General features: G+C 37.9%; 14 protein-coding genes. 5 read left to right on the top strand and 9 right to left on the bottom strand.

Annotated elements, in window-relative coordinates:
* Positions 1 to 8 precede the first annotated feature (8 nt).
* Positions 9 to 1,238: a serine hydrolase domain-containing protein gene (locus tag ACFOW1_RS03840; protein ID WP_379012394.1), complete on the top strand. Its 1,230-nt coding sequence runs from the start codon at positions 9 to 11 to the stop codon at positions 1,236 to 1,238.
* A gap of 5 nt (positions 1,239 to 1,243) precedes the next feature.
* On the opposite strand, the gene ACFOW1_RS03835 is transcribed toward ACFOW1_RS03840, so the two are convergent.
* Both ACFOW1_RS03835 and mutL read right to left on the bottom strand, forming a co-directional pair.
* Positions 1,244 to 2,383 carry a hypothetical protein gene (locus ACFOW1_RS03835; protein WP_379012393.1) on the bottom strand — a complete coding sequence of 380 codons (1,140 nt, stop codon included), beginning with the start codon at positions 2,381 to 2,383 and terminating at the stop codon, positions 1,244 to 1,246.
* Positions 2,384 to 2,494: 111 nt separating this feature from the next.
* Positions 2,495 to 4,393, bottom strand: coding sequence for a DNA mismatch repair endonuclease MutL (gene mutL, locus ACFOW1_RS03830; protein WP_379012392.1), 1,899 nt, complete (start codon positions 4,391 to 4,393; stop codon positions 2,495 to 2,497).
* A gap of 659 nt (positions 4,394 to 5,052) precedes the next feature.
* Here mutL and ACFOW1_RS03825 point away from each other — a divergent pair.
* Together ACFOW1_RS03825 and ACFOW1_RS03820 are read left to right on the top strand one after the other, a co-directional pair.
* The gene (locus tag ACFOW1_RS03825; RefSeq protein ID WP_379012391.1) at positions 5,053 to 5,622 is read left to right on the top strand and encodes a hypothetical protein; all 570 of its coding nucleotides are present in this window, start codon (positions 5,053 to 5,055) and stop codon (positions 5,620 to 5,622) included.
* Positions 5,623 to 5,694: 72 nt separating this feature from the next.
* A complete protein-coding gene (locus ACFOW1_RS03820) occupies positions 5,695 to 7,416 on the top strand; it encodes a M3 family oligoendopeptidase (RefSeq protein WP_379012390.1) in 1,722 nt (573 codons plus the stop codon).
* A 96-nt stretch (positions 7,417 to 7,512) separates the two neighbouring features.
* On the opposite strand, the gene ACFOW1_RS03815 is transcribed toward ACFOW1_RS03820, so the two are convergent.
* The 6 genes from ACFOW1_RS03815 to ACFOW1_RS03790 form a co-directional block, all read right to left on the bottom strand.
* Complete coding sequence (locus tag ACFOW1_RS03815) at positions 7,513 to 7,719, bottom strand: hypothetical protein (RefSeq protein ID WP_379012389.1); 207 nt, start codon at positions 7,717 to 7,719, stop codon at positions 7,513 to 7,515.
* A gap of 29 nt (positions 7,720 to 7,748) precedes the next feature.
* Positions 7,749 to 8,633, bottom strand: coding sequence for an MBL fold metallo-hydrolase (locus ACFOW1_RS03810; RefSeq protein ID WP_379012388.1), 885 nt, complete (start codon positions 8,631 to 8,633; stop codon positions 7,749 to 7,751).
* Between the two features lie 33 nt (positions 8,634 to 8,666).
* Positions 8,667 to 9,983 (bottom strand): MFS transporter, encoded by a 1,317-nt coding sequence (locus tag ACFOW1_RS03805; RefSeq protein ID WP_379012387.1) that lies wholly within the window; start codon positions 9,981 to 9,983, stop codon positions 8,667 to 8,669.
* A 103-nt stretch (positions 9,984 to 10,086) separates the two neighbouring features.
* The gene (locus ACFOW1_RS03800; RefSeq protein ID WP_379012386.1) at positions 10,087 to 10,881 is read right to left on the bottom strand and encodes an undecaprenyl-diphosphate phosphatase; all 795 of its coding nucleotides are present in this window, start codon (positions 10,879 to 10,881) and stop codon (positions 10,087 to 10,089) included.
* 83 nt (positions 10,882 to 10,964) lie between these two features.
* Positions 10,965 to 11,222, bottom strand: a complete 258-nt coding sequence (locus ACFOW1_RS03795; protein WP_379012385.1) for a DUF3098 domain-containing protein — start codon at positions 11,220 to 11,222, stop codon at positions 10,965 to 10,967.
* 116 nt (positions 11,223 to 11,338) lie between these two features.
* Positions 11,339 to 12,214 (bottom strand): cell division protein FtsX, encoded by an 876-nt coding sequence (locus ACFOW1_RS03790; protein WP_379012384.1) that lies wholly within the window; start codon positions 12,212 to 12,214, stop codon positions 11,339 to 11,341.
* A 299-nt stretch (positions 12,215 to 12,513) separates the two neighbouring features.
* On the opposite strand from ACFOW1_RS03790, the gene ACFOW1_RS03785 reads away from it, so the two are divergent.
* On the top strand, positions 12,514 to 15,432 hold the full coding sequence (locus tag ACFOW1_RS03785) for a leucine--tRNA ligase (protein ID WP_379012383.1): 2,919 nt from the start codon (positions 12,514 to 12,516) through the stop codon (positions 15,430 to 15,432).
* 875 nt (positions 15,433 to 16,307) lie between these two features.
* Here the strand turns inward: ACFOW1_RS03785 and ACFOW1_RS03780 are convergent.
* Complete coding sequence (locus tag ACFOW1_RS03780; protein ID WP_379012382.1) at positions 16,308 to 17,003, bottom strand: response regulator transcription factor; 696 nt, start codon at positions 17,001 to 17,003, stop codon at positions 16,308 to 16,310.
* 403 nt (positions 17,004 to 17,406) lie between these two features.
* On the opposite strand from ACFOW1_RS03780, the gene ACFOW1_RS03775 reads away from it, so the two are divergent.
* Positions 17,407 to 18,390 carry a D-alanine--D-alanine ligase gene (locus tag ACFOW1_RS03775; RefSeq protein WP_379012381.1) on the top strand — a complete coding sequence of 328 codons (984 nt, stop codon included), beginning with the start codon at positions 17,407 to 17,409 and terminating at the stop codon, positions 18,388 to 18,390.

Raw genomic sequence — 18,390 nt, 5'->3', positions numbered from 1 at the left:
AAATCATTATGCGCAAAATTTTACTCACTCTAGCATTACTGTGTGTTTATAGCTTCAGTTGGTCTCAAAAAAAGATAACTATAACGCCAGCTCCCTATTTTCCCCCATTTGGTAGTTGGCAACAAAAAACTGCTGCTGATTTGGGTTTAAATAGCGCTGCTATTGATGCCACCATAGCTTTCGCCAAAGCCAACGAAACCAAAAACCCTCGTAATATGGAGGTCAATCATTACCAAACCTTTGGTAAAGAACCTTTTGGTGAAGGCATTGGCCCGTTTGCTGAGCGCGGCGAACCAACTGGTATTATTGTCTATAAAGGTTATATTGTAGCTACTTGGGGCGAACCTTCTCGCTGCGATATGACGCACAGTGTTACCAAAAGCTTTTTGTCTTCAGTGGTAGGGTTGGCGGTAGATAGTGGCTTGATAACTAACGTAACCGATACTGTTGCTAAATATGTTCCACCAATTGAATTATTTACGCCAAATCAAGTAAATCGCTCTGCCGACTTAATAGGACAACCACAACTGCTTAACCTATTTGCAACACCACATAATAAAACCATTACTTGGGATGATATGTTGCGCCAAACGAGCGACTGGGAAGGAACGCTTTGGGGCAAGCCAGAATGGGCCGACAGACCCGATGCCGACCCGAGTAAATGGTTACGTGAAAGGTATCCAAGCGGCACTGTATATGAGTACAACGATGTGCGTGTAAATGCACTTGCGCTAGCTACCACAAGTGTATGGCGCAAGCCCTTACCACAGGTATTAAAGCAATATATCATGGACCCCATCGGTGCAAGTACTACTTGGCGTTGGGCAGGCTATCGCAATGCATGGATTGTGCTTGACGGACAGCCCGTACAAAGTGTAAGTGGTGGTGGCCATTGGGGTGGCGGTATGTTTATTAATGCCTACGATATGGCACGTTTTGGTTTATTAACCTTACATAGAGGTAATTGGAACGGTAAGCAATTACTTTCCGAAAAATGGGTTAAACAAGCTTTAACGCCTACTAAGCCAAAGCCAGATTATGGCTATATGAATTGGTTTTTAAATACTGACAAAAAATTACTACCATCTGCCCCTGCCAATGCTTTTGTGCACATAGGCAATGGTAATAATATTATTTATGTAGACCCAGAACACGACCTTGTAATGGTGGTACGTTGGATAGATAATAAAGCAATGGATGGCGTGGTAAAGCAAGTGCTTACTGCGTTTGTTAAGTAGCCTGATTACTTTGATATTTTCGGTGGATTAGCAAAGAAATAACTATCCCAAATGGCGTTATCAGATTGATAAGTATTTTGTAGTTGCCCATTTTGGTAAACGCTAAAACTAGCAACGCCTTTAACACGATAATAAGCCCCATCAAAACCTGTAAATAGTTTTACCAATTGTTTGGTAACATTACTTTTAATAGTGGCTACGCTTTGCAAGATGTCTTTTTGGTTCAGTACTAATGTGTAGGTAGTTATACTATCGCTATAGGTAAACTTAGTGGTTTTACTTAGTGGCTTTTTGCCAATAGTTTGCATAATATCGTCGCTTTTTTGAGTACCCACTTTGCGATAATCATCTACCAATAACTTTCCATTTTTAAATACCGCATACGATAATTGCTGTTCGTAATGGTATTTTTTTGTAGCGGTAATATTGTAGGTAATTATTTTGTAAGGCCCTACATCAGTAGCTGCCCAAAACCAATTGTTAAACAATTTTCTAGGCGACTGATTCCACCAAGTATTATCGTGGTAGCATTTGCCAGTAGTCGTTGTCGTAATGCCTTTGTATGTGTAAGTTACATGGGTTGTGCCTTCGGGCACAGGTACAAACCAGCCCGCATATTTACCATCATTACCAAAGTTAAAGATGCCTGTTTCTGGCCGCCAGCTATCAGCTGTTCTTACCATATCAATATCCATCTGCAATAGGCTATCGCTGATATGAATATGGTATTGATTTAGATTACCTGTAAAATAACTGTCACCAATATGCACATCACAGTTGGTAGTTGACGACGTAAAGGCGGCTTGCTTCGCTCGTATGGTTCTGCCAATCTTTTTGCCATTTGCAAATACTATATCTACACTAATAAATGGTGTAAGCGCCTTTTTTAGTTTTGTACCTTCACGCAGGTTAAATGAAATGACAAATAAACTGCCATCGTTTAAGTGGGCATCGTAGTACCAACATTGGTAGCTATTGCCATCTTGCGTTGTTCTGCTGCCATCTTCCCATGGTTGTACGACACCCTTTTCTAATTGCAATGTCTCGTAAGCTTGTGGGCTTGTGGGTACTTTTAGCCATTTATTCTGCGCTAGCGCCGCAGTGCTTATTTGAGCAATAAATAATAGGCAAAAAAGACATTTCATGGTGTATGCAAGATAGCCATTTGCAGCAAAGTTATCTAACCACAAAAAGCGCAAGGATTGACACAAGTTGTACTAATTATTATTGGTGTTCTTTGTGATAAAACCAAACCCCTACAATCGCTGAAACATTCTATCTAAATAATCTTCTTTAAACTCTACATAGGTAGGGCTGCCTGTGGGCGTAACATTAGGCGTATTGCAGGTAAATAATTCCTCTACTAGTGCCACCATTTCTTTAGGCTGTAATGGTTGCCCGCTTTTAATGGCTTGCTGCCTTGCCATACAGCGTACCAATTTTTCGCGTTTACTAAACTTGATATCACTGCTAAAATGTTTAAACTGTTCTATCAATAATTCTAGGCTATGTTTCTCATTGCCATGCATCACATCAGCAGGCGTGCCTTGAATTACAAATGTGTTGTTGCCAAAAGGTTCTATTAAGTAACCAATCATTTGCAGTTCTGGTAAAATTTCTTGCAGTAAAGCCGCATCGCTAGGTACTAATTCTAGGCTTACTGGAAACATACTTTTTTGCGTAGCCATTTGTGTACCATGCGCAGCTACACTGTATTTTTCGTACAAAATACGCTCATGTGCTAGCTGCTGATGTACCAATACAAAGCCGTTTTGCGTAGCGGCAATAATGTAGGTATTGTGTAGTTGCAAGCAATGCTGAATGGTGTAACTCGAAGTGTGAGTTACAAGTTGCAAGTTGCTAGTTACTGACTGCTGGTTGCTGGTTACAAGTGATTGAAAAGGTTTCTCGTACTCAAAATAATTTTCCTCAGAGCTACCACTTAATAAATCCCCTTTAGGGGCTGAGGGTTCAAAAAACTCTTTCCAATTCTTTAGCTCGTTTTTGTTGGTAGGCTCTATCGCGTGTGCCTGATTGCGTTGGGTAAAAGTTTTAAACAAGTTAGATGATGCCGCATTGTCTTGCTCATTATGGGTAAATGGCTTGCTAATGGCATCTAAACCTTGAATGTCTGCATTCAGCGTAAAGTCAAGCGAAGGCGCTATGCTAAACTGTGCCAACGCATGTTTTACAGCCGCTTGTACAAACGCATACACTATTTTCTCGTCCTCAAATTTTATCTCTTGCTTGGTGGGGTGTACGTTAATATCTACCACGCTTGGGTCTAAATCTATAAACAGCACATAACTCGGAAAGCTATCTTTTGCAATCATTTCGTTGAAAGCCGTGTTGATAGCATGGTTGAGATAGGCGCTTTTTATAAAGCGATTGTTCACAAAAAAGTATTGGTCACCACGTGTTTTTTTAGCGGTTTCGGGCTTGCCCACAAAACCGTACACGTTCATGTAATCCATTTCTTCTTTTACGCTCACTAGCTTGGCCGAATAGCTATTGCCCAATATTTGTACAATGCGCTGTTTTAAATTGCCTGTTTCTAGGTGAAATACCTGCTGCCCATTGCTGGTAAGCGAGAAAAAAATATGCGGAAAAGCCATGGCTACACGAATAAACTCGTCAATAATATGACGCATTTCAGCCGCGTTGCTTTTTAAAAAATTACGCCTAGCTGGTACGCTGAAAAACAAGTTTTTCATGCTGATGCTTGTACCAATATGGTAAGCGCAAGGTTCTTGTTTCAGCACCACACTATTTTCAATTTCTATATATGTGCCTAGTTCATCTTCGGCACGGCGGGTTTTAAGTTCTACTTGTGCTACCGCTGCAATACTAGCCAAAGCCTCGCCACGAAAGCCCATGGTTTTAATGCGAAATAGGTCGTCTATAGCGCGAATTTTACTTGTCGCATGGCGCTCAAATGCAATTCTTGCATCGGTCTCGCTCATGCCCTTGCCATTGTCTATTACTTGCAGCAGGGTTTTGCCAGCATCTACAATAATCAGTTTTATTTCGGTAGCGCCAGCGTCTACAGCGTTTTCTAGCAGCTCTTTTACAGCACTAGCCGGCCGCTGAATTACCTCGCCAGCCGCTATTTGATTTGCAATATTATCAGGTAATAATTGAATGATATCAGCCACTACAATCTCTTTATTTAGAACGGGCGAAGGTACGATTGCCAGCGGATTTTTGCACTATCAAAAACAAGCAGCGCAATTAGCTTGGGTTTTAATTTTTATATCACTCGTTCTGGCAATAGCATTTGGCATCATTGCATCATACCCAAGCACTTATTGCAGGATTTTAAGCTTTATGACAGCGTTATAAATTACTTTATTTACCCGTCTCAAGGTGTAATAGGTCGATAAACTTCTTGAATAATGTTCCCTAAAACTTGAAAAATGCTTTTTTCAAGAAAATCATCTTCATTTATTAAAATATGCACCTTTGTATTAATACAACAGCGTAAAAAATGTTGCAGCAGACCGTTGTATAGGTACAAAACCTTCCTACAATTTGCGGCAAGCTGTTGTATAGGTACAATAGCTTCTTGCAACTCGCGGCGAGCTATTGTACAGGTGCAATTCGTTCCTGCAATTTATGGCGGGCTGTCGTACAGGCACAATGGCTTCCTGCAACTTGCGGCGGCTTGTTGTATAGGTACAATGGGTAGGTGAAAATTGAAAACAACGAATTCTTTGAGGAAATACTTAAAACTAACGGTAGATTGTTTTAATATCAAGCGATAAAACTTATTTTTAAACTAATAGACAATATCAAAAACCGAGTTTTGAAATTTATGTCAGCAAATATTAGAGTTTTTATATTGATGGTAGTAATTAGTTATTTTGTTGTGTCGTGCAATGAAGCTATTAAATCATCCCAACATAAAGTGTTGAATTATGATTTTGACTTCTCATACAATGATGTTTTTACAACCTGCTTTTCAATAAAGTTTACATCAAGTGATACAGTGTATATCAGGCAGCATTTTGCGACAATTTCATCTGATACACCCAGAAGTAACACTACTTATTTTGCTCTGTTACAAAGCGGCGATAGGTTTAAACTTGATAGCCTAATTACTTATTTAAATTTTCAAGGCCTAGATAGTTCCTATTTTGAATCTTACCAAGATGGTATTGATTATCAGTTTTACTTCAATAATCACAGCGTAGACAAAAGAATACGAGTACATAGTTATAATGCGCCTTCTGAATTAGTTGCTTTAAAAGAATGGATAATTAAAAAGAAAGCGAATCTCAAATTGTATCAGTTAGACTCAACTATAAATTTTGTAAGTGCTAAGGACTTTTTGTCACCAGTTGTTCCATCGCCGATTATTAAATTTAAAAGGCCAAAGGTTTAAAGCTTAACGCTATTCGGTCTTGGATTCATTGCGTGATAAACCGCTACATTTGCCATCTAAAAATGTATAGTGATGCAAACCTTAAGTGCGGATATTAAAAAACTAGAACGCCATTTTTTACCTACTGATTTTACGGTAACAACTTGGGAAAGTTTAGAACCTTATTTTAAACAATTATTAGATAGAGACATCGCTTCGGTGGCAGACTTGCACCAATGGCTGAAAGACATGAGCGAGGTAGAAGCGGTGGTAAGTGAAGACGCTTGCTGGCGCCAAATAAAAATGACTTGCGATACGACCGACAAAGCATTGGAAGAAGCGTTTACGTATTTCTGTATGGAAATTCAGCCGAAGTTGCAACCTTATGCAGATGCGCTGAATAAAAAGCTGATTGCTTCGCCATTTACCGCTGAGCTAGACAAAGACCAATACTTCACTTATTTGCGCAGCGTAAAAAAGAATATTGATTTATTTAGAGAAGAAAATATACCGCTACAGGCAGAACTAAGCGTGATGCAGCAACAATATGGTGCTATTGCTGGTAAAATGACGGTAGAGGTAAATGGTCAAGAATACACGCTACAACAAGCAAGCAAGTTTTTAGAAAGTCACGATAGAAACCTTCGTGAAGAAGTGTACCGCAAAATACAAGAGCGTCGCCTGCAAGACCAAGATGCGATGCATGATTTGTACTCGCAGCTAATAGCAAAACGCCACCAAGTAGCTGTAAATGCTGGCTTTGCAAATTATCGAGATTATAAGTTTGTAGAACTTGGCAGATTTGATTATACCAAAGAAGATTGCTACAATTTTCATGAAGCGGTGAAACTGCATGTGTTACCATTGATAGAAACCATTTACGCTAAAAAGAAAACCAAACTAGGTTTAGATACCTTAAGACCTTGGGATACTGAAGCCGAACAAGAAGGCGTAACACCATTAAAACCATTTACCACTGGTGCAGATTTATTAACCAAATCTATCACTTGCTTTGAGCAGTTAAATCCATTTTTTGCAGATTGCTTACGCAAAATGGACGAGCTAAAACATTTTGACTTAGAGAGCAGAAAAGGCAAAGCACCGGGTGGTTACAATTGTCCGTTGACTGAAAGCGGCGCACCATTTATATTTATGAATGCGGCTGGGCAAATGAGCGATGTAACAACGATGGTACATGAAGGTGGTCATGCGATACATTCGTTCTTGGCGCATGAGCTAGAGTTAAGTGCGTTTAAAGAATATCCGATGGAAATAGCAGAAGTAGCAAGTATGGCCATGGAACTATTCAGTATGAACCATTGGGAAAGCTTTTTTGACAATGCAGATGATTTAAAAAGAGCGAAAGAACATCAACTAGAGAGAACCATTACTATTTTCCCTTGGATAGCGATTATAGATAAGTTTCAACATTGGGTGTATGAAAACCCAACGCATACTGTAGCTGAAAGAACCGCTACATGGACGGCAATTTTAAATGAGTTTTCTACCAAAAGCATTGATTTTACTGGCTTAGATATGTATAGAGCCATTGCTTGGCAGCGTCAGTTGCATTTATTTGAAGTACCATTCTATTACATTGAATATGGTATTGCACAGCTAGGCGCTATCGGTTTGTGGATGCAGTATCAGGTGAATAGTGAAAAGGCAATAGGCAATTATATCAACGCATTGAGTTTGGGCGGCACCAAAACCTTGCCTGCCTTGTATGAAGCGGCTGGTTTAAAGTTTGATTTATCGCCAAGCCATATAAAAACCTTGATGGAATTTGTGGCTGTAGAGATGGAGAAATTGTAGAGATATTTCACGCAACGGGACAAAGAAGACAAATGACACCAAGCATAGTGTTGTTAAGCGCTTACGGCTCGCATTCTGCGAGCCGTAAGCGCTTAATTAGTTAGAAAGTGATTCAAAAAATGCTTCTTCAGTTATTGTACTAGAAATATCAAGTTTCATTGATGAAAGTCGCTTTAAAGCTTCCTGTTGTTGCCATTCAGGAATATCTTCTACTATTTCTATCGCTTCTACTTGTTGCAAATCTTCAAGAATTGCAGAAGCGTACTCTTTCTTTATTTTGATATGATAAGTAGTTTCTGACATGTCTCTTCTTTTCTCAAATTTACAATAAACTACAACTCACCTAACCTAAAAGTTTCTTTTACTCTAATGCCTTTTTCTGTTTGCTGTAAAGTGCAGCATTCATTTACAGGGTCATGCTCGAAAAAGAGGATGTAGTTATTGCCAACCGCTTCTTGTAAAAAACTTGTTTTTTCTTGTAACGTAGTTAGTGGAAACATATCGTAACCCATTACATATGGCAATGGTATGTGCGCAGTAGAAGGTAACAAATCTGCCATATACACAATGGTGTGGCCTTTATAGATCAATTGTGGTAGCATCATGGCATCAGTATGACCATTGACTATACGATAGCTGATGTTGCTAGTAATACCAGAAGGAATATTTAACAACAATTGTTTACCATCAAGATTTTGCCAATTTTCAGCAGGCACCGGCACAAATTGTAGTTTGCCACTTGCCTCCATTGGTAAAATATTTTCTTTTAAAAAAGAGGCTTTTTCTCTTGCATTTGGCTGTGTGGCCCACAACCAATGGCGTTGGTTGCACCAGAAATTAGCGTTCTTAAACGCAGACACTAATTGGTCACCATTACGCACAATGGCACCACCACAGTGGTCAAAGTGTAAGTGGGTAAATACCACATCAGTAATATCATCTTTCGTAAAGCCATGCTTGGCTAAAGAACTATCCAAAGAATCATCACCAAACATATAGTAGTGCGAAAAAAACTTAACGTCTTGTTTGTCGCCCATGCCTGTATCTACCAAAATTAATTTGCCTTCATCTTCTATCAATAAACAGCGCAAAGCCCAGCTACACATATTATTCTCATCGGCTGGGTTTAGTTTGTTCCAAATACTTTTAGGCACTACGCCAAACATAGCACCGCCATCTAATTTAAAATAACCCGCATTGATAGAATAAAGCTTCATAGTCGCAATTTGGAATTTCTAATTTAAGATGGCTTATTTCGAGACAACAGCTCTGTGTGTTTTCTCAGCCTTAATCGTATATATCAATAACAATAAACCAACAATAAAAAAGGTCATTAAGGCTAAAATAGAATTGCGCTGAGAACCACCTGCTAGTTCAGTGATGTAACCATAGCTAAACATACCAATTACGATAGCTATTTTTTCAGTCACATCATAAAAACTAAAAAATGACGTAGTGTCTTTGGTTTCAGGCATTAATTTGGCATATGTAGAACGGCTTAGTGATTGGATACCACCCATTACAAAGCCAACAATTGTAGCTAACCCATAAAACTGATAAATACCGTCACGAGGCACTAAATAGCCAAGTATACAGCAGATAATCCAAATCACTACTACGCCTGCTAGTACTTGCAAATTACCAAACTTGCCAGATAATTTAGACATTAATAGAGATCCAGGAATGGCTACTAGTTGAATCAAAAGAATAGCGATGATTAAATTAGTGACTGGAATATTCAATTCGCTTTTACCATAGAGCGTAGCAGCCAACATTATCGTTTGCACGCCCATATTGTAACAGAAAAAAGCACCGAGATATCTTTTTAGGATAGGCATTTGTTTAATTTGTGCCAATACTTTTTTAAGCTCAATAAAGCCATTGACAAAAATATTATGCTCAGGCCTTATAGCAGCAGGAATACCATTTGGCAATACTTTTAAAGGAATTTGCGCAAAGCCAAACCACCAAATACCTACTAGCAAAAAAGAAATTTGTAATGATTGAGAGGCTGTAGCAATGCCAAACCATTCTTTTTTAAAAAGTAACACAAAACAAAATATTTGCAACAATACACTACCAATATAGCCCATGGTAAAACCTTTAGCACTTACACGATCTTGGTCTGCCTCTTCCGCAATTTCTGGTAAATAAGCATTATAAAATACCAAACTGCTCCAAAAACCAATACAAGCTAAAATAACGAGGATAATTCCAAGCGTTACAGTGTGTTCATTAAAAAAATATAAGCCACTGCAGGCTAAACTACCAAGGGTACAAAAAAAGCGTAGGAATGTTTTTTTATTGCCTTTAAAATCAGCAATAGATGATAAAATGGGGCTCATAATTGCCACGACTAAAAAAGCAAAACCTAATGCATAATTGTATAAGGCAGTATTCACAAAACTTCTACCTAAAAATACAACTTCGTTATTAGAAGCGGGATTCTTTGTTACTTCCTCAAAATAAGCAGGAAACATGGTAGATGTAATCACAAGATTGTACACACTATTGGCCCAATCGTACATGGCCCAGCCATTAATAACTTTCTTAGAAGCAGTTTTCATATAGTTAATGGTGAATGATGATTTGATTGTGAAAGGTAAAACGCTAGATGTGAAATAATCAGCTAGTCTCAATTTGACGTTTTACTTTCCTATGTTACACTTTTTATATAATGCCTTTATACAACAATAGTAATACAACACAGCCTAACACAATTCTATAATAGCCAAATACTTTAAAACCATTTTTTTGCAAGTAACTAATTAAAAATTTAATAGATAATAGCGCTATAATATAAGCCACAATAGCCCCAATACCAAGTGTTGCAAAATTGCTACTTACCAATACTTCAGGGCTGTCTTTATATACATCAAGTAAACTTTTTGCCGATGCAGCAAACATGGTAGGAACCGCTAAAAAGAAAGAAAATTCAGCAGCAAGGCTTCTAGTTAATTTCTGACTCATACCGCCAATAATAGTAGCAGCACTGCGGCTTAAACCTGGCAATACAATAGATAGCACTTGAAAACATCCAATTACAAATGCTTTTGGATAAGTAATTTTAGTTTCATCTTCAATTACATTTTTGGTGAAAAGTTTATCTATAAATACTAGTATAATACCACCGCCAATCATCACACAAGCAATAAACCAAAGATTACTTAAGGCCGCATCAATGTGCTTTTTAAGTAATGCACCAAACACCAACGCAGGAACAACTGCAATCAGCAATTTGATATAAAACGCAAAGCTTTTAAAATCAAAAAACTTTTTCCAGTAAATGGTAACCACGCTTAAAATAGCTGCAAGTTGAATTACTACTTCAAACATTTCAACAAAAGGACCTGGTGTTACGCCAATTAAAGGATTGGCTATTTTCATGTGAGCGGTGGAAGAAATAGGCAAAAACTCGGTAAGCCCTTCAACAATAGCGATGATGATGGATTGTAATTTGTCCATAAGTGTGGTTAGTTGTTTAAATGAGAGTAAAGAAACAAAAAAAGCGATGATAAACATCGCTTTTCTATTAATAGATTACCAAATTAAGACGTTGTTTTAGACTTTTTAAAAATGGCATATATCTCTACCAATAAACCTAAAATAATTAAAATAGGCGCTACTGTAACGCGTGTTTTGCTGTACACCACATTGTAATCAAAAACTTTGGGATCTACGTTTTTACCACCACTCATTAAGAACATACCCAATACGATAATCGCTGCACCAATTATCATCCATAAATAATTATCCTTTGTGAAAAGCGGCGCTAAAGCAGCCGGTGATTTTTTTTTGTCAGCCATAATAGTGTTTTAAAGAGTGTGCAATATAAGGAACTCAATTGTGAATAGTCAATAGTCAATATTTTTTTCAACTTTTGTCATCCTCTGTCGTCTATCAACTGTGGACCATCGACCCACTAATACAAATCATCCAATTTCATTTTTAAGTATTTCAATACGCTCCGATGCGTACTTAAAAGCGAAATACCCACGCCTATCAGCGTCATGCCGCCGAATAATGTTAAGGTTAATTCTGTGTTTCTAATACCTCGCAATTGCGGGAACTGACTTTCGGCCCATTGAATCATGGTAAACAGCAGTATAATAGCAATAGCAGAACTAATTAAGCCGTTAACCACTGCTTTTAAATCCATCGGTTTTGCAATAAAACCTCTTGTCGCCCCCACCATTTGCATCGTTTTAATTAAAAAACGGTTACTAAACATAGCCAAACGAATGGTATTATCTATACTAAAAATGACGATGACACAAAGTACTACAGCTACCACCAAGAATATCAAACCTATTTTACTTGCTTTTTCGTTAAGGCTAGTAACCAATGTAGGTGGATATTGTAATTCTGTAATTTGATTGCCATAAGCGGCCATCAATAAGCTAGATACTTTTTTCAAACTATCGGCATTTACATAATCCGATTTTGCATAAAAATCAATGCTTTCAGGCAATGGATTCACGTCTAAAATCTTCGCCCAATCTTCATTATTTTCCTTGTTCCAAATTTCTTTTGCCGTTTCTTTATTCACGTAAGTTACGTTTTTGGCAAAAGGCTGTGCAGCAATATATTGTTGAATTTGCGCAATGGTATCTTTATTCTGCGTGCGCAAATAGGCGCTTAAGCGAATGTCTTCCTTAAAATTGTTGGCCACTTGCTTAAAGTTTAAGAAAAACCAACCCATAATACCCATGATTAGTAATACTAAGCTTACACCTACAATACTGTAAATATAATTGGGTTTGCTACGCTTTAAACCGCCTTTGCCTGCTGCTGCCATATTTTCAATTTTTTAGTCTTCGCCTTTGGGTGAAGGTTTGCATGGGGACTGCAAATGTAACCAAACACATACATTTGCAACCATTATAACGCATTTGGTAGTTGCTAAAGTATGTGTATTGCTAATTAAACTGCTTTAAAGTTTTGTTAGTTTTTTTATGTAACCAGCAGTTGTAGTACTATTAAACTGTTGTTGCGTCGCACACTGCATCGGTTAAATACTTCATTCAGCTTTTATCTAAGCGTAATATTTAATATTATCTGCAAAAAAGTTTAAAATCCCTTTCAGGGTTAAGTTTTATGGAATATAAATTTAGAGAAATAGAGAAAAAGTGGCAAGAAGCATGGGCAGCAAAGCAAGCCTATAAAGTAAGTAATATTAGCGATAAGCCTAAGTGCTATGTGTTAGATATGTTTCCTTATCCAAGTGGTGCAGGCTTGCATGTGGGCCATCCTTTAGGCTACATTTCTAGCGATATTTATAGCCGTTTCAAAAGGCTAAAAGGTTTTAATGTATTGCACCCAATGGGTTATGATGCCTTTGGCCTGCCCGCAGAGCAATATGCCATAGAACATGGTATTCACCCAGAAATTTCGACGGCTAATAACATCAATAATTTTAGAGCGCAACTCGATAAAATTGGCTTTAGCTACGATTGGGATAGAGAAGTCAACACTTCTAAACCAGAATACTACAAATGGACGCAGTGGATTTTTCTACAATTATTTAATAGTTGGTTTAACCGTGCCGCTAAAAAAGCCGAGCCAATTGCTACGCTAGTGAGTGCTTTTGAAAAAGAGGGTTCTAAAGCAGTAGACGGTCAACGATTGACGGTCAACGCTTTCTCTGCTACCGAATGGCAAGCATTTGACGAGAAAACCAAGCAAAGTATTTTGATGGAATTTCGCCTAGCTTATTGTGGTTATGGCGAGGTAAACTGGTGCGAGGCCTTGGGTACTGTATTGGCGAATGATGAAGTGGTAAATGGTGTAAGCGAACGTGGTGGGCATCCTGTGGTAAAAAAGAAATTACGCCAATGGTATTTGCGCATTACTGAATATGCTGACCGCTTGTTAGAAGGCTTGCAAACAGTAGATTTTAGCGATGCCATGAAGGAAATGCAAACCAACTGGATTGGTAAAAGCTATGGGGCAGAAATTACCTTCGAAATAAAAACGGTTGACCGTCAACCGTCGACCGTTGACGGCTTAACGGTTTATACCACTCGCCCCGATACCATTTTTGGTGTAGATTTTATGGTGATTGCACCCGAACTAGAATGGATACCTGAGGTGGTAAGCGCTGAGCAACAACAAGCTGTTGAAGACTATTTGGCTTATGTAAAAAGCCGTAGCGATAGAGAGCGCCAAGCTGAGAAAAAAATTAGCGGTGTGTTTACAGGTGCTTACGCTATCAACCCCTTTGATGGTCGTGAAATTCCTATTTGGATAAGCGAATATGTATTGGCTGGCTACGGTACAGGTGCTATTATGGCCGTGCCTTGTGGCGATGAACGTGACTTTAAATTTGCGAAGCATTTTAATATTCCGATTACCAATATTTTGGGCGATGCCTTTAATGGCGAAGAGCCAAACCCCACTAAAGACGCTATTTTAACCAATAGTGGTTTTTTAAATGGTATGGTATTGCGTGATGCGATTGATGTAGTCATTTCCAAGCTTGAAGAAATGGGTATTGGTACTCGCAAAACCAATTTTAAAATGCGTGATGCCGCTTTTAGTCGTCAGCGTTATTGGGGGGAACCTTTTCCTATTCAGTGGAAAGATAGTACAGCGTTTCCTTTGGCAGAAACTGAATTGCCTTTAGAATTACCAAAAGTAGATTCGTACTCGCCAGGCCCAGAAGGAGAAGGCCCCTTGGCTAATATACCTGAATGGGTAGCGAAAGAATTAGAGACGAATACCATGCCTGGCTATGCAGGTTCTTCTTGGTATTTCTTGCGTTATATGGATCCACATAATACCGAGGCTTTTGCTAGCAGACAAGCTACCGATTATTGGAACCAAGTGGATTTATATATTGGTGGCACAGAACATGCTGTAGGCCATTTGTTATACAGCCGTATGTGGACGAAAGCCTTGTACGACCTAGGTTTTATCGGTTTTGATGAACCATTTAAGAAATTGTTGAACCAAGGGATGATTACTGGTAGTAGTAGATTTGTGTATAGATTGTTATTAGGATTTAATGATTTAGAGAAACACGGAAAAATAAATACTACAAATACAATTTTTTTATCAAAAGGATTAGTTGAAAAAGTTGGTTACAATATTGAAGACCTTCCAAAAGAATTTTTAGACTCTTTACAAATTATTTTGGATAAGTATGAAATTGACGTTAAGAAAGATATAAAAACAAATGGTTATTATTTTAATTCTTTGCATGTTGATGTTAACATCGTTGATGGTGTAGAACTAGATATTGAAGCGTTTAAGAAATATAAGAATGGTGAATATGCCAATGCTGAATTTATTTTAGAAGATGGCAAATATATCTGTGGTGTTGAGACTGAGAAAATGTCTAAGTCTAAACTCAACACAGTTAACCCAAATGACTTAGTATATAAATTCGGCGCCGATACTTTTAGAATGTATGAGATGTTTTTAGGTCCGGTAGACCAAAGCAAACCTTGGGACACGAAGGGTATTGAAGGGGTGCATCGCTTTTTAAAGAAACTATGGCGCTTGTTTTTTGATGATGTAAAAGGTAAGGTTTGGAACGAAAATGAACCAACTGCTGAGGAACTAAAAATATTGCACAGAACCATTCAAAAAATTGAAAGCGATACGGAACGCTTTAGTTTTAATACCGCCGTATCTGCCTTTATGGTGTGTGTAAATGATTTGGCAGATGTAAAATGTAACAAGCGTGCTATTTTACAACCATTATTGGTATTGCTAGCACCATATGCACCACATATTGCCGAAGAGTTGTGGGCAGCTTTGGGCAACGAAGGCTTGGTAATTGATGCGGCTTATCCAATATTTGAAGCCAAGTATGTAGCCGAAAGCAGTAAAGATTACCCGGTAAGCATCAACGGTAAAGTACGTACCAACATTAACATAGCACTAGATGCAGAACAAGCAGATGTAGAGCAAATTGTATTGGCGAATGAAACGGTACAAAAATGGCTAGAAGGTAAAGCGCCTAAGAAAATCATCTTTGTAAAAAACAGAATGATCAATATTGTGCCGTAAGTTACGGTAAGTGCAACATAAAAAAGTGGGTCATACTTCGAGTGTGACCCACTTTTTTATGTAATAATTTTTATACTTTTTAGGAAACCATCTATATGCCAATTCCACCGAGATGAATGGCAGCTTTTGAAGCATAATTGTACTATCATATTATTTGCAAAAGCATTCAAGAAACGCTGTTATTTAAAAACGACGAAAACAAGCGATTCTTCTTGCAGCAATATCAAAATTATATATGAATGCGCAAGTGTCATTATTTGAATAGTGCGCATTTAAAAGCGCCCCACGCTTAAAGAGTGTCTCTCTTTGTAAAAAATACAACAAATAACTACAAGAATAGAATGAATACCTATAAAATTATAATGATAAGCTATATTATTAGATTGATTTGCTAATTGAATAGAGTAAATCACTATTAAAATAGATTGGTCATCTATAAAGATAGTGCAAAGCACTATACAAATAGATAAAATAGCTATAATTATAGCATGATTATCTATAAACTAGGATTTGAATTTGTAAATTACGAGTATATTAACCAAAATGAGCCATATAAATAGCAAATAAGCCAAGCTATTCGCAGGTTAATTGGTTACAAAAAGTAATAGAACAGAAAGGTATTTCAAAAACCGAACTTGCAAGGCAGTTAGGTACTCATCTGGTTGGTACCACACATTATGTAAAGCAATAGACGCTGCATGCAGCCATTCTTTGGAAGATAGGATGGGTGTTAAACTATACAGATTTCCTGTTGAAAGCCTAAGTGAAATGAAGTTGCCATATGGCAATGAGATATTGAAAATAAGTGGGGGCATAAAAAAGTGGGTCACTCTAAAAGAGTAACCCACTTTAAAAGTTGTATTGTTATTCTTAATTTATGGCGCTACCAATCTAAAACCATTGCCATGAATATTCACAATTTCAATCTTCTCGTCTTCTTTTAAGTACTTACGCAATTTGGCGATGTACACATCCATGCTTCTACCGTTAAAGTAAGTATCGCTGCCCCAAATTTTCTTCAATGCACGTTCCCGCGGTAGTAAATCGTTTTTGTGTTCGGCAAGCATTTTCAACAAATCATTTTCTTTAGGCGATAAAGTTTGCGTGCCTGTAGCGTGAATTAACTGACGCAATTTTGGGTTGAAATGGTACTGACCTAAATCAAACTCAATATTTTCACTAATGCGGTTTTCTTCTTCATTGCGCTTTAGTATCGCCTTAATTTTTAATAACAAAACCTCACTATCAAAAGGCTTGGTAATGTAGTCATCTGCACCAAGGTTGTAACCCTTAATTAAATCTTCTTTCATGGTTTTAGCACTTAAGAAAAATAAAGGCACATCTGGGTCTATGTCTCTAATATCGGCTGCAAGCGTAAAGCCGTCTACATGCGGCATCATAACATCCAGCAAACAAATATCAAATTTTTCGCGCTGAAAGGCTGCAAGGCCCAATCTGCCATCACGTTCAAGTACCACTTCGTAATCGCTAAGCTCTAAAAAGTTTTTTAATACGGTACCAAGGTTGCTATCGTCTTCGCATAATAAAATGCGATATTTTCTTCCTTCCATAATGTTCGGTTTTTTTATTAATAAGTTAAAGATAGCGCTTGCAAGAAACATGCCTACTTATTCATAGCAAGATTTTGTTAAAAGCGGTCATCATGCAATTGTTTGGGGTGAAAATAACCAACACGGCTGATGAGTCAGCAAATTTTATCTATCAAATAGCTTTTTGCCTTCGGCTTCATAATCTATGTAAGGATGTGGCAAAATAATTAAGGTCAACTCTGTATAAGGCTTTCATCTCATTCGTTTACAGCTGAAAAGCGTATCTAACCGATGCAGTGTGCGACGCAACAAATGTTTCATATTTATTCTATAGTTGGTAACCAAAAATTCTTACCGCGCATTAACGGCTTTTAAACACAGCATACTAATCATAGTTATATATTTGACATCAATCGAAAAAGCTATGAAAAAAAAGATTGCATTGGTTACGGGCGGCTTAAGTGGCGAGGCAGTTATTAGTTATAAAAGCGCCATTACGGTAGGAAATAATATTGATACAGATAAGTTTGATTGGTATAAAATTGATATTAACGAGAGCGGTTGGTGGTTTGAGTCAGTTGATGGTCAACGGTCAACCGTCGACAGAAAAGACTTTTCAATTACCGTTGAAGGCGAGACCATAAGGTTTGATGCGGTATTGCTTTGCATACATGGCACACCTGGCGAAGATGGTAAATTACAAGGCTATTTTGATATGCTTGGTTTGCCATATACAAGTTGCGATGCAGCAACATCGGCACTTACCTTTAATAAACGCTATACCGTTGCCGTTGCTGCATTTGGCGGCATACATGTTGCAAAGAGTTTGCATATTTTTAAGCACACCCCTATTACAACTGAAGCGGTGTTACAACAACTTAGTTTGCCAGTATTTGTAAAGCCAAACAATGGCGGCAGTAGTATTGGCATGAGTAAGGTAAACGAAGCAGGCGAGCTACAACTAGCGCTAGACAAGGCTTTCAAAGAAGATAACCAGATTTTGGTAGAAGAATTTATAAAAGGCAGAGAATTTACCATTGGCGTATTTAAAATCAAAGGGCAAATAATGACGCTACCTATGACAGAAGTATTTACTAAAAAAGAATTCTTTGACTTTGAAGCAAAATATCAGGGCTTGAGCGAAGAAGTAACACCAGCGGTTTTAGAGGAAGTGTATGCTGATAAAATTCGCGAAGCCGCAAAAAGAGCTTACGAAGTACTAAATTGTAGAGGTGTGGTACGTATCGATTTTATTTTAAATGAAGCAACTGGCGAACCATTTATGCTAGAAGTTAATACAGTACCAGGACAAAGTGAGGCTAGCATAATACCACAGCAAGTAAAAGCTATGGGCTGGACACTGAAAGATTTCTACACCGCTGTAATTGAAGAGGCATTGGTTTATTAG

The organism is Parasediminibacterium paludis (genome assembly GCF_042651445.1).
Classification (GTDB): domain Bacteria; phylum Bacteroidota; class Bacteroidia; order Chitinophagales; family Chitinophagaceae; genus Parasediminibacterium; species Parasediminibacterium paludis.
This window is presented reverse-complemented; position numbering and strand designations above follow the sequence as displayed.

Excerpts from the sequence above, each read along its gene's own strand:
- ACFOW1_RS03840 (WP_379012394.1), top strand. The coding sequence starts at position 9 with ATGCGCAAAATTTTACTCACTCTAGCATTACTGTGTGTTTATAGCTTC.
- ACFOW1_RS03835 (WP_379012393.1), bottom strand. The coding sequence starts at position 2,383 with ATGAAATGTCTTTTTTGCCTATTATTTATTGCTCAAATAAGCACTGCG.
- ACFOW1_RS03825 (WP_379012391.1), top strand. The coding sequence starts at position 5,053 with ATGTCAGCAAATATTAGAGTTTTTATATTGATGGTAGTAATTAGTTAT.
- ACFOW1_RS03820 (WP_379012390.1), top strand. The coding sequence starts at position 5,695 with ATGCAAACCTTAAGTGCGGATATTAAAAAACTAGAACGCCATTTTTTA.
- ACFOW1_RS03815 (WP_379012389.1), bottom strand. The coding sequence starts at position 7,719 with ATGTCAGAAACTACTTATCATATCAAAATAAAGAAAGAGTACGCTTCT.
- ACFOW1_RS03810 (WP_379012388.1), bottom strand. The coding sequence starts at position 8,633 with ATGAAGCTTTATTCTATCAATGCGGGTTATTTTAAATTAGATGGCGGT.
- ACFOW1_RS03805 (WP_379012387.1), bottom strand. The coding sequence starts at position 9,983 with ATGAAAACTGCTTCTAAGAAAGTTATTAATGGCTGGGCCATGTACGAT.
- ACFOW1_RS03800 (WP_379012386.1), bottom strand. The coding sequence starts at position 10,881 with ATGGACAAATTACAATCCATCATCATCGCTATTGTTGAAGGGCTTACC.
- ACFOW1_RS03795 (WP_379012385.1), bottom strand. The coding sequence starts at position 11,222 with ATGGCTGACAAAAAAAAATCACCGGCTGCTTTAGCGCCGCTTTTCACA.
- ACFOW1_RS03790 (WP_379012384.1), bottom strand. The coding sequence starts at position 12,214 with ATGGCAGCAGCAGGCAAAGGCGGTTTAAAGCGTAGCAAACCCAATTAT.
- ACFOW1_RS03785 (WP_379012383.1), top strand. The coding sequence starts at position 12,514 with ATGGAATATAAATTTAGAGAAATAGAGAAAAAGTGGCAAGAAGCATGG.
- ACFOW1_RS03780 (WP_379012382.1), bottom strand. The coding sequence starts at position 17,003 with ATGGAAGGAAGAAAATATCGCATTTTATTATGCGAAGACGATAGCAAC.
- ACFOW1_RS03775 (WP_379012381.1), top strand. The coding sequence starts at position 17,407 with ATGAAAAAAAAGATTGCATTGGTTACGGGCGGCTTAAGTGGCGAGGCA.